Source organism: Shinella zoogloeoides (assembly GCF_020883495.1).
In the GTDB taxonomy this organism is placed as follows: Bacteria; Pseudomonadota; Alphaproteobacteria; order Rhizobiales; family Rhizobiaceae; genus Shinella; species Shinella zoogloeoides.
In genome coordinates, this window is the sequence record NZ_CP086610.1 from 1,711,205 (window position 1) to 1,724,512 (window position 13,308).

Genomic DNA, 13,308 nt, shown 5'->3' on the forward strand with positions numbered 1-13,308 from the left:
TTACTCCTTCACCGTGCCGTCAGGCGGCAGCATCGATGATGTCGGCATAACCGTTGGCTTCCAGCTCGTGCGCCAGCGTCTTGTCGCCGGACTTGATGACCTGGCCCTTGTAGAGAACGTGGACCGTATCCGGCACGATGTAGTCGAGCAGGCGCTGGTAATGCGTGATGACGATGACGGCGCGGTCCGGCGAACGCAGCGCGTTGACGCCATCGGCGACGATCTTCAGGGCGTCGATGTCGAGGCCGGAATCGGTCTCGTCGAGAACGCACAGCTTCGGTTCCAGCAGCGACATCTGCAGGATCTCTGCACGCTTCTTCTCACCGCCGGAGAAGCCGACATTCAACGGACGGCGCAGCATTTCGGGCGCGATCTTCAGTTCGGCCGAGGCTTCCTTGACGCGGCGCATGAAGTCCGGCGTCGTCAGCTCGTCCTCGCCGCGCGCCTTGCGCTGCTCGTTCATCGCGACCTTGAGGAACTGCATGGTGGCGACGCCCGGGATTTCGACCGGGTACTGGAAGGCGAGGAAGATGCCCTTGGAAGCACGCTCGGCCGGATCGAGTTCCAGAATGCTCTCGCCGTTATAGAGGATGTCGCCCTCGGTGACTTCATAGTCCTCGCGGCCGGAGAGGATGTAGGAGAGCGTCGACTTGCCGGAGCCGTTCGGGCCCATGATGGCGGCGACTTCGCCGGCCTTCACGGTGAGGTTCAGGCCGCGGATGATCTCGGTGCCGTCTTCGGCGATGCGGGCGTGCAGGTTCTTGATTTCAAGCATGGACATATCCTTTTCGGACGAATTCGTTTGGCGGCGCGCGGGGTCTCGCGCGCCCGGATGATCAAAAGACGAAGGTCAGCCGACCGAGCCTTCCAGCGAGATGCCGATCAGCTTCTGCGCCTCGACGGCGAATTCCATCGGCAGCTCCTGAATGACTTCCTTGACGAAGCCGTTGACGATCAGCGCGATCGCCGCTTCGGTCGGGATGCCGCGCTGCAGGCAGTAGAAGAGCTGGTCTTCGGAAATCTTCGAGGTAGTCGCCTCGTGTTCGAACTGGGCGGTCGCGTTCTTCGCCTCGATATAGGGCACGGTATGCGCACCGCACTTGTCGCCGATCAGAAGCGAGTCGCACTGGGTAAAGTTGCGCGCGTTCTCCGCCTTGCGGTGGGCCGAGACCTGACCGCGATAGGTGTTGTTGGAAAAGCCGGCGGAAATACCCTTGGAGACAATACGGCTCGACGTGTTCTTGCCGAGATGGATCATCTTCGTGCCGCTGTCGATCTGCTGATGGCCGTTGGAAACGGCGATCGAGTAGAACTCGCCGCGCGAACCGTCGCCGCGCAGGATGCACGAGGGATACTTCCAGGTGATCGCCGAGCCGGTCTCGACCTGCGTCCACGAAATCTTCGAGTTCTTGCCGCGGCAATCGCCGCGCTTCGTCACGAAGTTGTAGATGCCGCCCTTGCCTTCCTTGTCGCCCGGATACCAGTTCTGGACGGTGGAATACTTGATTTCGGCATCGTCGAGCGCAACGAGTTCGACCACGGCGGCGTGAAGCTGGTTCTCGTCACGCTGCGGCGCGGTGCAGCCCTCGAGGTAGGACACGTAGGCGCCCTCTTCCGCGATGATCAGCGTGCGCTCGAACTGGCCGGTGTTCTTCTCGTTGATACGGAAGTAGGTGGACAGTTCCATGGGGCAGCGAACGCCCTTCGGCACGAAGACGAAGGAACCGTCGGTGAAGACGGCCGTGTTCAGCGTGGCGTAGAAATTGTCGGTCGCCGGAACGACGGAGCCGAGATACTTCTTCACGAGGTCGGGATATTCGCGGATGGCCTCGGAGATCGACATGAAGATCACGCCGGCCTTCTTCAGTTCTTCCTTGAAGGTCGTGACAACAGAGACCGAGTCGAAGACGGCATCGACGGCGATCTTGGACTTTTCGACGCCGGCGAGGATTTCCTGCTCGCGCAGCGGAATGCCCAGCTTCTCATAGGTCTTCAAAAGCTCCGGATCGACCTCGTCGAGCGACTTCGGGCCGCTCTGGTTCTTCGGAGCGGCATAGTAATAGAGATCGTTGAAGTCGATCTTCGGATAGTCGACGCGCGCCCAGGTTGGCTCCTCCATGGTGAGCCAGCGGCGATAGGCGTCGAGACGCCATTCGAGCATCCAGTCCGGCTCGTTCTTCTTGGCGGAGATGAAGCGGATGATATCCTCGGAAAGACCCTTCGGGGCCTTGTCCATCTCGATCTTCGTCTCGAAGCCGTATTTGTACTGGTCGACGTCAATCTGACGGACCTGATCGATCGTTTCCTGCACCGCAGGCATATCGTTCTCCAATCTCGCCGGAGACAAGGTCCGGCAGCTTGTTAACGGGTGGCGGTGAGCCGCCGGTTATGTAAGCGCCAAAGGCGGCTTTTCCCACCGTTTGGCAAGCGAAAACTCGCGTTTCCGCAAGATTCCTTCAGGCCGCGCTCCCGGTCAGCCGCCGCCGCGAGACGACGCGCGAGAAAGCCGCCAGAAATCGGTCCACATCCGCCTGCACCGAACCCGGCCCGAGCGAAACGCGAAGCCCGCCCAGCGCGGCATCGAACCCCATGGCCGTCAGCACATGGCTCTGGCCGACCTTGCCGGAAGAGCAGGCGGAACCCGCCGAAAGCGCGATGCCTTCAAGATCGAAGGCGATCTGCCCCGTCTCGGACTTGAGGCCCGGAAGGCTGAAGAAGGACGTATTGGCGATGCGCTCGCCCTCCGCCCCGTGGATGACGATGTCGTTTGCCGCAAGCCGCATGCCCGCCTCAAGCGCATCACGCAGGCCAGCGATCCGGGCATTACGCTCAACGAGGCCGGCGACTGCCGCACGCGCGGCAGCGGCGAAGCCGGCGAGCGCGGCCGGGTTCTCCGTACCGGAGCGATGCCCCTTCTCCTGTCCGCCGCCACGGATCAGCGCCGCGGGCATCAGCACCTCACCGCGCGAGACAAGCGCGCCCGCGCCCTTGGGACCGCCAAGCTTGTGCGAGGAGATGATCAGGAAGTCGGCGTCCAGCGCCTCGATATCGACCGGCATACGGCCGACGGCCTGTACCGCATCCACGACGACGAAGCCGCCATGGCGACGCACGATCTCGGCGACGGCTTTCACCGGCTGCACGATACCCGTCTCGTTATTGGCGAGCATGACCGCGACCATGGGCAGGCCCCTGGCTTTGTCGTGTCCCTGCAACAGCGTTTCCAACGCCTCGATATCGACAATACCGGCGCGCGTGACCGGAACGGTCGTCACATTCTCGCGCATGAAACGCCCGCCCTCGCGGACGGCCGGATGCTCGATCTCGGAGACATAGAGATGGCCGATGGCAAGCGGCGTGCGGCCCATCCGGTAATCGGGCGTCAGAACGAGGTTCGCCGCCTCGGTCGCACCGCTGGTGAAGATGACATGGGCGGGCACGGCATTGACGAGCGCGGCGATGTCACGCCGCGCGGCTTCCACCAGCATGCGCAGCGCCCGGCCCTCGCCGTGCACGGAAGACGGGTTGCCGACCATATCCAGAGCCGCAACGACGGCCTCGCGCGCCGCAGCCAGCAGGGGCGCGGTGGCGTTCCAGTCGAGATATGTGCGCTCCGTCTTCGTCATTCGTTATCCGTGCATGGGGCCACAAGTTTCGGATGGCGTGCATTTTTCTTGAAATGTCCGCCGGGCTTGCCTTATGACACCAGCTTCATAGCGCCCGATGCGCCCAAACAGTTTCGAATAGTTCTAAACTAGGTTCTAAAAAAGCTGAGTGCTTTCGTCAAGACTTGAATTGACAAGAATCCATGTCCGAACGCGAACTTGCCGGAGTAAGAATGCCCGAAATCATCTTCAACGGACCCGCCGGTCGCCTTGAGGGCCGTTACCAGCCGTCCAAGCAGAAGAACGCCCCGATCGCCATCGTGCTGCATCCGCATCCGCAGTTCGGCGGCACGATGAACAACCAGATCGTATACCAGCTCTTCTACATGTTCCAGAAGCGCGGTTTCACGACGCTGCGCTTCAACTTCCGCGGCATCGGCCGCAGCCAGGGCGAATTCGACCACGGCGCAGGCGAACTCTCCGACGCCGCCTCGGCGCTCGACTGGGTGCAGAGCCTGCATCCCGATTCCAAGAGCTGCTGGGTCGCCGGTTACTCCTTCGGCGCGTGGATCGGCATGCAGCTTCTGATGCGCCGTCCGGAGATCGAGGGCTTCATGTCGATTGCCCCGCAGCCGAATATCTACGACTTCTCGTTCCTCGCTCCCTGCCCGTCCTCCGGCCTCATCATCAACGGCGATGCCGACAAGGTCGCGCCGGAGAAGGACGTCAACGGCCTCGTCGAGAAGCTAAAAACGCAGAAGGGCATCCTTATCACGCATAAAACCGTGCCGGGCGCCAACCACTTCTTCAACGGCCAGACCGAAACGCTGATGGCGGAATGCGAGGATTATCTCGACCGACGCCTCGCCGGCGAGCTGACGCCGGAACCAGCCGCCAAGCGCATCCGCTAAGCGGCCCGAAGCCGAAGACATCAAGCCCGATGGCCCCGCCATCGGGCTTTTTTCTTGCCGTCAGTTCGCCCGTTTGACGACTTCGAGCACCACGGCCGGCGGCTCGGCCTCACGCACGCAGTCGCGGCCGGTATTCTTGGCGGCATAGAGCGCGTCGTCGGCACGGCGCATGGCAAAGCGCAGGGGTTCCTTCTCGCCGATCTCGGCGACGCCGAAGCTCGACGTCACGCGCACGGAGGCGGGAAGCCCCGGAATGGGCGATACCGCCCGCGTCGCCCGCAGCGCATGGGCGAACAGCAAGGCGGCCTCCTTGCTCGTATGCGGCAGGAGCAGCAAGAACTCCTCCCCGCCGATGCGCGCGGCAAGCGCGCCCTTCGGCGCTGCTGCCTGGAGCATTTCCCCGAAGGCGCGGATAGCCGCGTCGCCGCCCTGATGGCCGTAGGTATCGTTGACCGCCTTGAAGTGATCGAGGTCGCAAAGGACGAGGCTATGCGGCCTCTGCCCGGCCATCAGCGCATCGACGCGGTTGTCGAAGCCGCGGCGGTTGAGCAGGCCGGAAAGCGGATCGACCTCGGCATTGACCTTCTCGTCCGCGACGATCTCCAGCACCAGCACGCAGAGCAGCATGAGACCGACGGCGACGACGAGCACCGCGCCCATGCTCTGCGACAGGAGGGCGAACTGGCTGGCGAGGTAGTCCCTTGCCGTATCGCCCGAGCCGGCGAGCACGGCGGCGAAGGCCTTGACGATGAAGTGGGCGCTGGTGACCGCCAGCAGCACGACGAGCGCCCGATCCACGAAGGATTTCGCCCGCGCCCGGAAGGCCGCGAACGCGCTCAGGCCGAGCGCCACCGCAAAGGGCGTCTGGTAGAGAAGCGCTTGCGGCAGGGTCCCCCGTGGCAGGTCGTAGATGACATAATCCAGCACCACGAAGGCGGCGAAGAGACCGGCCAGCCCCCACCGGCTCGTCTTCAGGCCATAAAGATGGCCGATCCCGACGCGCAGCATGAACACGCCGCCGAGCATGGAGGCGAAGGCGAGGATCGCCCATAGTTTCGGCGGGGGAACATAGGCGACGAGCAGTTCGAAAACGGCCGACAGGGAGGCGACGGCGAAACAGCCGGCAAACCAGCGGGCGGCGACGCGATTGCGGCTCCGGGCGGAAACCGCCAGGAAAAACAGGCAAAAGCACTGCGCGATGAGAAAATTCACCGTCAGCAGAAAACCCGCGCCACTCATTGGCCATCCTACGCAAGACACAAGGGCCATTCCGGGCGAACCTGCCGCGAAACGGTGCCGAAGGATGCTAGAGAGCGGCTGCGAAAAAAGCGTTAACCGGCAGCGGCAGCTTTCCGCAGCAGGCCGCCGGTAACGGGCGCCTTGACGCCTGTCGTCGCGGGAAAAGTGAGCGGCAGTCCCCGCAGGGACCGCACGGCGAGATACCCCCAGGCCTCGGCCTCCATGCTGTCGCCGTTGAGATCGACCGTCTCGGCGGCAACGACCTCCGCGCCCTCGACCTCAGCAAGCGCCGCAAGATCGCCCATGATCACGCGGTTGAGCCGGCCGCCGCCGCACACGACATAGAGCTTCGGCCGCTCCGGCAGGTGGCGGGCGGAACGCAGGATGGCCGCGGCGGTGACATGCGCCAGCGTGCGCGCACCGTCCTCAAGGCTCGCATCGGCTCCTTCCGGCGGGCGAAAATCGTTGCGGTCGAGCGAGCGGCGTACCGGATCGGTAAAGAAGGCATGGCCGAGATAGCGGTCCGCAAGCGCGGCATCGACCCGCCCCTCCGAGGCGATCATGCCGCCCTGATCGTAGGGAATGCCGGCATGGGCCTCGACCCACTGGTCGATCAGCGTGTTGCCCGGCCCGCTGTCGAAGGCGACGATATCGCCGCCGCTGCCGATGAAGGTGAGATTGGAGATGCCGCCGATATTGACTAAGACGACGGCCTTGCCGGCGGACCGGGAGAGGCCGGCGGCAAGCGCCGCGTGATAGGCGGGGATGAGCGGCGCGCCCTGCCCGCCATGCACCATGTCGTTCGCCCGCATGTCGTAGACGGTATCGATGCCGGTTTCCCGGGCGAGAAGCGCGCCGTCGCCCAATTGGACGGTCAGCGCCTCGTCGGGCCGGTGCAGCACCGTCTGGCCGTGAAAGCCGATGACGTCGATATCGGAAGGCGCAAGGTCGTTTTCCGCAAGGAATGCCCGCACCGCCTCGGCATGACGAAGGGTCAGCTCCCGCTCGATCCCGGCAAGATCACCCGGCCGCTCGTCCCGCTTGCCGATTGCCTTGGCCGTTTCCAGCGCGGCCTGCAGCCGGCGGCGAAAGGCGGCGTCGTAGGGCCGCCCCATGGAAGGACCGCGTTCCACCACGGCTTCGCCATCCGTGCGCACCAGCGCCACGTCGATGCCGTCGAGGCTCGTGCCGCTCATCAGACCGATCGCCGTCCGCATAACCGTCATTCCATCTGCTCCAGACTCACTTTTGGAGTGATCATGTCCGCTAAAGATGATAAACGCCGCCCCGAAACAATCCCACCAGAGAAGACAGGCCATGTCCGAATTCAAATCCGATTTCCTTCGCACGCTCAAGGAGCGCGGCTTCATCCACCAGATTTCCGATGAAACCGGCCTCGACGACCTCCTCGCCAAGGAAACCGTGACGGCCTATATCGGCTTCGACCCGACGGCGCCCAGCCTTCATGCCGGCGGCCTCATCCAGATCATGATGCTGCATTGGTTCCAGCAGACCGGCCATCGGCCGATCTCGCTGATGGGCGGCGGCACCGGCATGGTCGGCGACCCGTCGTTCAAGGACGAGGCGCGCCAGCTCCTGACGCCGGACACGCTGAACGCCAACATCGCCGGCATCAAGAAGGTCTTCTCCAACTACCTGACCTATGGCGACGGCGCGAAGGACGCGCTGATGATCAACAATGCCGACTGGCTGCTCGGCATCAACTACCTCGAATTCCTGCGCGATGTCGGCCGGCATTTCTCGGTCAACCGGATGCTGGCCTTCGACAGCGTGAAGACGCGGCTGGAACGGGAGCATTCCCTGTCCTTCCTCGAATTCAACTACATGATCCTCCAGGCCTACGACTTCGTCGAACTGTCGAAGCGCCACGGCTGCCGCCTGCAGATGGGCGGCTCGGACCAGTGGGGCAACATCATCAACGGCATCGACCTCGGCCACCGCATGGGCACGCCGCAGCTCTATGCCCTCACCTCGCCGCTGCTGACCACGTCCTCCGGCGCCAAGATGGGCAAGTCGCTCTCCGGCGCCGTCTGGCTGAACCCGGAAATGCTGTCGGCCTACGACTTCTGGCAGTACTGGCGCAACACGGAAGACGCGGACGTCTCGCGCTTCCTCAAGCTCTACACGACGCTGCCGATGAACGAGATCGCCCGCCTTTCCGCGCTCGGCGGAGCCGAGATCAACGAGGTGAAGAAGATCCTCGCGACGGAAGTGACGGCCATGCTGCACGGCCGGCAGGCCGCCGAACAGGCCGCCGAAACCGCCCGCAAGACCTTCGAGGAAGGCGCAATCGCCGAAAACCTGCCGTCGGTCGATGTCTCAACCGCTGAACTGGAAGCCGGCATCGGCCTGCTGACGCTCGTCGTGAAGGCCGGCCTTGCCGCCTCCAACGGCGAAGCACGCCGCCACGTCCAGGGCGGCGCGGTGCGTATCAACGACGTCGCGGTCTCCGACGAGCGCCGCGCCATCGGCACCGCCGACGTTTCCGCCGATGGCGTGATCAAGCTGTCGCTCGGCAAGAAGAAGCACATCCTCGTGCGTCCGGCCTGAGCCTCGCAACGATCATGAAAAATTGAGGCCGCCTCCGGGCGGCCTTTTTCATTGAAACTCGAAGATATTGCGGAAGACGCCGGGGGCGATGATCGACAGCGGGTTGATGGTGAGGTTCGGCTTGTCGAAGGGACCGGAAAGCTTGAAGGTGATGCCGATCAGGCCGCGGTCGTTACCGTTGCCGAGGATCAGGCCGATCAGCGGGAGTTCGGCAAAGAGCCGGTTGAGGCCGTAGGCGGGCATGAAGGTGCCGGTCATTTCCGTCTGGCCGCTCGCATCGCGCACCGTGCCCTGGAAGGTGGCGCCAACCATGTCGCCGCGCACCACGCCGTTGGCGAGGCTGAGCGCGCCGCCGCCCGCGCGAACCTGCGCGAAGCCGCGCGAGAACTTCACCGCGCTGACGTCGATCTCGCGGCGCACGGCGTCGTTGAGGCTGCGTCCGCCATCCCCGGCAGGCGTCGATACCAGCGAGCGGAGCCGCTCTTCGCCGACAAGCGAGAAGTTGCGGATATCGACCGAGCCGAGCCAGCCGTCATCCGCCTCGCGCAGCCGGACATTGAGGAGCCCCCCCTGCATATGACGGTAGACATCCGCGAACCGCGCGACCGCGCCGGCATCGCCGCTGGTCAACTGGATGACGCCGCCGCCGTCCCGCGCAAGCTGCCCCACCACCGGCGCACCGCCGGATGTCATGGCCGAGAGGTCGAGCGCCGAGATGCGCCCGCCGGCCGTGGCGTAGCGGAAAGCGACATTGGCAAGGCTCTCGCCGTTGAAGCCGACCGCACGCGCAAGATTGGCCTCGACCGTCATCCCCTGCTTGCCGGCTCCTGAGCCGGCGCTGCCGCCCGTCTGGTTCTTGAGGCGCGCCAGCACCTGGCGGATATCGGCGGCCTCACCATCGGCCACCACAGAATACCCCGCCTTGCCGCGCGCGATCTTCAGCCGGAACCGGTCGTTGGCCGAAAGCCGCACCGTGGAGAAATTCGCCGAATCGAGCGCCGCGCCGCGGAAGGCAAGATCGCCCGAAACGCTGAAACCGTCGCCGGCAAAGCGGAAATCGGAGATGCGCGTGACACCGTCGCCGGTCTCCGCCGTCAGCGTCACCTTGCCGCCGATGCCCGCGCCCTTCGTCCAGCCGATCCACGGAATGGAGACGGCCGCGCCGGTGACATCGGCCTCCACGGTCCTCGGCCCGTCGCCTTCCTGCTCCAGCCGCACGTCGATCTCGCCCTCCAGCACGTCCTCCAGCCCCGGAAGCAGCTTGCGGCGATCCCGGTTGTCGAGCGTGCCGGACAGGGTCGTCCTGCGCGGGATATCGGATGTCTTGTCGACGGGCTGGATCAGTTCGAGATTGAGCGTCACGCCGTCTATGTTCGCCTTGGCGTCGAGATCGGCCATCTTCGGATCGATGGCCAGCAGGCCGCGCAGGCCGGTTACCGTGCGCCCGGCAATGGGCTTGCGCACATCCACGTCGTCCAGCGTCAGGGCCGCGGTCCATTGCGGCGGCGGCGGATTGTGCGCGGCGACGATGCCGAAATGCGCCTTCACCTTCGCCTGCACCTGCCCGTTGAAATCCTCCGGCACGAAGCCCGTCGCCGGAAGCGCGCGGATAGGACGGTAGGTGACCAGCTCGGCGATGGCGTCGGCATTGCCGGCGACGTCGATATCCATGTCCGCCATCAGCGGCTTTTCGTAGTTGCTGGGCAGGACGAAGGTGCCGCCGGTCAGCGCAACGGTGCGTCCCGAGGGGAAATAGGCCGTGCCGCCGGTGATGCCGATCTCCGTGACGGGGCCGCGCAGGCGGAACGTCCCGGAGGTATCGCGCAGCGGCGGTATCTCCCCGGCGACGTTCATGCGCGCGCCCTCGATATCGAAGTCGATCTTCAGCTCGTCCGCCGTCAGGCGCATCGGCACGCCCGGCACGCGCTCGCGCCCCTCGGCAAGGTAGAATTCGATGCGGCCATTGGTGACGGTGCCGCCAAAAATGTTGCGGATGACCCAGCTTCGCGCCGTCTTGGCCAGCCAGAAGGGCCAGAACTGCTTGACCGCGGCCGATTGCAGCTTGCTGGCGATCATCACGAAGCTCACCTCCGGCTCGCGTTCGCCGAAGCGCATGGCGAGCGAGCCGGCGACATTGCCCTTCTCGCTCGAAACAGCCATTTCCTCGAAATGCAGGCTCTTCGTCGCCGGCAGGTAGTAGCCGTTGACCTTGGCGTCGAAGCGGATCGGATCCTCCGTGGAATCGACCGGCCGGCTGATGGCGTTGCTGAAGAGCAGCTCGATGGCGAATCCCTTGTCCGGCTTGTCGGAAATCCGGTCGAGATCGACAAGACCGCCGGTAAAGGGAAAATGCGACTGGCCGACGCTGGCATTCGTCGAGACCAGCTCGATGGACCCCTTGTCGAAATTGTAGCTCGCCTTCACCGAGGAGGGACGAAGCTCCGCCGCGATCCCGTCGCCATAGACCGCGCCGGCAGCGAAACTGAAATCGGCGGACAGTTCGGGTGCCGCTCCCTCGATCTCCCGCCGCGCGCCGACCGAGATATCGACCGTCGTGTCGAGCCCCGCGTGAACCGCCCCTTCCGGCGTATGGCTGAGCAGGAAATCGCCGAGGGCGACGTTGCGGATCGTGCCCTCCATCGCGCGGACGGCGTCGCCGCCGGTCCTTGCCACCAGGTCGATTGCGCCCTCCCGCCCGTCGAGCGAGAACGTGCCCTCGATCCCCATGGTGCCTTCCCTGTCGCGGGAGAACTGGAGACTGGTGATGGACAGCAGGACAGGCCGCCCGCCCGCTCCCTGGAAGGTCGCGCCCAGATCGGAAATGCTGACGGTCTGCATGCCGTTGGCGTCGATCAGGCGGTCGATGCCGTCCAGCCGCTCGAAAGTGGTCTCCAGATAGTCCGGCATGTCCGAGATGCGCAGGGACGCAAGGTCGAGCGGCCTGCTCTTGGGCAGGAGCGTCGCATTGAACATGACGCCCTCCACATCGAGCCGTGAAACGGCGATATGGCCGGTAACAAGCGCCACGGGATCGAGCACGATGCCGACCGCCTCGGTCGTCGCCAGTTCCTTGCCCGATTCGACCTCGACGATCCGCACGTCCTCCGCCTTGAGGGCAAAGCCGTTGAGGCCGGAAAGACGCAGCACCGTATGGTCGACCGACGCGCGATAGCGCGGCCCCAGCCCCTGGTTGAGCGCAGCAACGGCGCGGGCATTGAGCGTGCTGTCGAAAAGCCCGGTCTCGACGAGACCGATGACGAGGGCGCCGAGGAACAGGACGAGCGCGACGGCGGCGGCGGCGATGCGGAAGAGAATGCCGGCGCGGCTCGCCTGCGCGGCATGCAGGACGATAGGTTCGTGGGCCTGCGCGGAAGGCAGGGCATGCAGCGGAACGATGTCCTTTCTGCGGAACACGACCTTGTCGCCGCGGATTTCCTCCATCTCGCGTCCGTTTCCTCTGCCCTTGCGCCGCGTTATCCCACGAAATCGCCGCCAGCCATCCGCTCGCCGCTGGACGATTCTGCCTGCCACTATATATGCGGGAAGCCGGGTCCTTGACTCAAAAAGCCGGCCAAAGAAAGGAAATCCCATGGCAGAACTGGCCCCGGGCGTCGAAGCTCCGGATTTCACCCTTCCGCGCGACGGCGGCGGCACGCTTTCGCTGTCCGGTTTTCGCGGCCGTCCCGTCGTACTCTTCTTCTATCCCAAGGACGACACGGAAGGCTGCGCGACGGAAGCCAAGGATTTCACCGCAGCGAAGGCCGATTTCGACGCAGCGGGCGTTGCGCTCGTCGGCCTTTCGCCCGATCCCGTGAAGAAGCACGACAAGTTCGTCAAGAAACACGATCTCGGCGTGCCGCTCGCCTCGGATGAAGGCCTCCAGACGCTGGAAGCCTATGGCGTATGGAAAGAAAAAAGCATGTACGGCCGCACCTATATGGGCGTGGAGCGCACGACCATGCTCATCGACGCGAATGGCAGGATCGCCGAAATCTGGCCGAAGGTGAAGGTCAAGGGCCATGTCGAGGCCGTGCTTGAAGCTGCCAGAAAACTTTAAAGACACCTGACAAGGCATTGCGATAATGGAATTACCGCATATCGAAAGCCTGCGCGGCGGCGCAACGGCGGCCATCATCGCCGCCGACCTCGACCTGAAGACGGCGCTGGCGCAGGAGACGGCGCGGCGCTGGTTCGCCCGCACCCTCTCGATGCGCTCGCCGCGCGACCCCGCGCTGCCGCCCCGGCCCGGCCGCCCGGAGAAGCCGGAACTCATTCCGCCAAAGCATATGAAGAAGCGCTCGCTGCACACGCTGAAGGGCCGTATCGCGCTTCTCCACGCCCTCGCCCACATCGAGCTGAACGCCGTGGACCTCGCGCTCGATATCGTCGCGCGTTTCACCACCGAGCGCGTGCCGCATTCCTTCTTCGACGGCTGGATGCAGGTCGCCTTCGAGGAGGCCAAGCACTTTCGCCTGGTGCGCGAGCGCCTGCGCGACCTCGGCGCGGACTACGGCGACGTTCCCGCCCATGACGGGCTGTGGCAGGCGGCGCATGACACGCGCAACGACCTGACCGCGCGCCTTGCCGTGGTGCCGCTGATCCTGGAGGCGCGCGGCCTCGACGTAACGCCCGCCCTGCAGGCGAAGATGCGCGAGACCGGAGACCACGCCAGCGCCGAAGTGCTCGACATCATCTACAACGACGAGAAAGGCCATGTGGCGGTGGGCGCCAAGTGGTTCCGCTTCCTCTGCGCCCGCGAGAAGAAGGACCCGGCCGCCACGTTCAAGGACCTCGTCCGCAGCAATTTCCGCAGCCCGCTGAAGCCGCCCTTCAACGATGTCGCCCGGGCCGAAGCCGGCCTGACGCCCTCCTTCTACCGTTCGCTCGTCTCCGTGAGTCAGAGCTGATATTTCGCGGCGGAATCGCACAACTCAAGGCTTTGTTAACCCTAACAATGTGTAATCCTCCCATACGAGACCAGC

10 protein-coding genes are annotated in these 13,308 nt (G+C 64.6%); 4 read left to right on the forward strand and 6 right to left on the reverse strand.

Features of this window, described 5'->3' with window-relative positions; all coding sequences use genetic code 11:
• Positions 1-19: 19 nt before the first annotated feature.
• The 3 genes from sufC to K8M09_RS08700 form a co-directional block, all read right to left on the reverse strand.
• A complete protein-coding gene (gene sufC / locus K8M09_RS08690) occupies positions 20-775 on the reverse strand; it encodes a Fe-S cluster assembly ATPase SufC (RefSeq protein ID WP_160784350.1) in 756 nt (251 codons plus the stop codon).
• A 75-nt stretch (positions 776-850) separates the two neighbouring features.
• Complete coding sequence (gene sufB / locus K8M09_RS08695; RefSeq protein ID WP_160784351.1) at positions 851-2,320, reverse strand: Fe-S cluster assembly protein SufB; 1,470 nt, start codon at positions 2,318-2,320, stop codon at positions 851-853.
• A 136-nt stretch (positions 2,321-2,456) separates the two neighbouring features.
• Positions 2,457-3,626, reverse strand: coding sequence for a cysteine desulfurase family protein (locus K8M09_RS08700; RefSeq protein WP_160784352.1), 1,170 nt, complete (start codon positions 3,624-3,626; stop codon positions 2,457-2,459).
• 212 nt (positions 3,627-3,838) lie between these two features.
• Here K8M09_RS08700 and K8M09_RS08705 point away from each other — a divergent pair, with 212 nt between their 5' ends.
• Positions 3,839-4,516 carry an alpha/beta hydrolase gene (locus K8M09_RS08705; RefSeq protein WP_160784353.1) on the forward strand — a complete coding sequence of 226 codons (678 nt, stop codon included), beginning with the start codon at positions 3,839-3,841 and terminating at the stop codon, positions 4,514-4,516.
• A gap of 60 nt (positions 4,517-4,576) precedes the next feature.
• Here the strand turns inward: K8M09_RS08705 and K8M09_RS08710 are convergent, their stop codons facing one another.
• Together K8M09_RS08710 and K8M09_RS08715 are read right to left on the reverse strand one after the other, a co-directional pair.
• Positions 4,577-5,755: a GGDEF domain-containing protein gene (locus K8M09_RS08710; RefSeq protein ID WP_160784354.1), complete on the reverse strand. Its 1,179-nt coding sequence runs from the start codon at positions 5,753-5,755 to the stop codon at positions 4,577-4,579.
• 92 nt (positions 5,756-5,847) lie between these two features.
• On the reverse strand, positions 5,848-6,981 hold the full coding sequence (locus K8M09_RS08715) for an anhydro-N-acetylmuramic acid kinase (protein ID WP_160784355.1): 1,134 nt from the start codon (positions 6,979-6,981) through the stop codon (positions 5,848-5,850).
• A gap of 91 nt (positions 6,982-7,072) precedes the next feature.
• Between K8M09_RS08715 and tyrS the strand changes: the two genes are divergently transcribed.
• Positions 7,073-8,326 carry a tyrosine--tRNA ligase gene (tyrS, locus tag K8M09_RS08720; RefSeq protein ID WP_160784356.1) on the forward strand — a complete coding sequence of 418 codons (1,254 nt, stop codon included), beginning with the start codon at positions 7,073-7,075 and terminating at the stop codon, positions 8,324-8,326.
• Positions 8,327-8,374: 48 nt separating this feature from the next.
• On the opposite strand, the gene K8M09_RS08725 is transcribed toward tyrS, so the two are convergent.
• Positions 8,375-11,767 (reverse strand): YhdP family protein, encoded by a 3,393-nt coding sequence (locus tag K8M09_RS08725; RefSeq protein WP_160784357.1) that lies wholly within the window; start codon positions 11,765-11,767, stop codon positions 8,375-8,377.
• 148 nt (positions 11,768-11,915) lie between these two features.
• Here K8M09_RS08725 and K8M09_RS08730 point away from each other — a divergent pair, with 148 nt between their 5' ends.
• Positions 11,916-12,383, forward strand: a complete 468-nt coding sequence (locus tag K8M09_RS08730) for a peroxiredoxin (protein ID WP_160784358.1) — start codon at positions 11,916-11,918, stop codon at positions 12,381-12,383.
• A 25-nt stretch (positions 12,384-12,408) separates the two neighbouring features.
• Complete coding sequence (locus tag K8M09_RS08735) at positions 12,409-13,233, forward strand: ferritin-like domain-containing protein (RefSeq protein WP_160784359.1); 825 nt, start codon at positions 12,409-12,411, stop codon at positions 13,231-13,233.
• Positions 13,234-13,308 lie beyond the last annotated feature (75 nt).

What these genes read in the sequence shown, in the direction of transcription:
- sufC (WP_160784350.1), bottom strand. Translation starts at nt 775, where the DNA reads ATGCTTGAAATCAAGAACCTGCACGCCCGCATCGCCGAAGACGGCACC.
- sufB (WP_160784351.1), bottom strand. Translation starts at nt 2,320, where the DNA reads ATGCCTGCGGTGCAGGAAACGATCGATCAGGTCCGTCAGATTGACGTC.
- K8M09_RS08700 (WP_160784352.1), bottom strand. Translation starts at nt 3,626, where the DNA reads ATGACGAAGACGGAGCGCACATATCTCGACTGGAACGCCACCGCGCCC.
- K8M09_RS08705 (WP_160784353.1), top strand. Translation starts at nt 3,839, where the DNA reads ATGCCCGAAATCATCTTCAACGGACCCGCCGGTCGCCTTGAGGGCCGT.
- K8M09_RS08710 (WP_160784354.1), bottom strand. Translation starts at nt 5,755, where the DNA reads ATGAGTGGCGCGGGTTTTCTGCTGACGGTGAATTTTCTCATCGCGCAG.
- K8M09_RS08715 (WP_160784355.1), bottom strand. Translation starts at nt 6,981, where the DNA reads ATGACGGTTATGCGGACGGCGATCGGTCTGATGAGCGGCACGAGCCTC.
- tyrS (WP_160784356.1), top strand. Translation starts at nt 7,073, where the DNA reads ATGTCCGAATTCAAATCCGATTTCCTTCGCACGCTCAAGGAGCGCGGC.
- K8M09_RS08725 (WP_160784357.1), bottom strand. Translation starts at nt 11,767, where the DNA reads ATGGAGGAAATCCGCGGCGACAAGGTCGTGTTCCGCAGAAAGGACATC.
- K8M09_RS08730 (WP_160784358.1), top strand. Translation starts at nt 11,916, where the DNA reads ATGGCAGAACTGGCCCCGGGCGTCGAAGCTCCGGATTTCACCCTTCCG.
- K8M09_RS08735 (WP_160784359.1), top strand. Translation starts at nt 12,409, where the DNA reads ATGGAATTACCGCATATCGAAAGCCTGCGCGGCGGCGCAACGGCGGCC.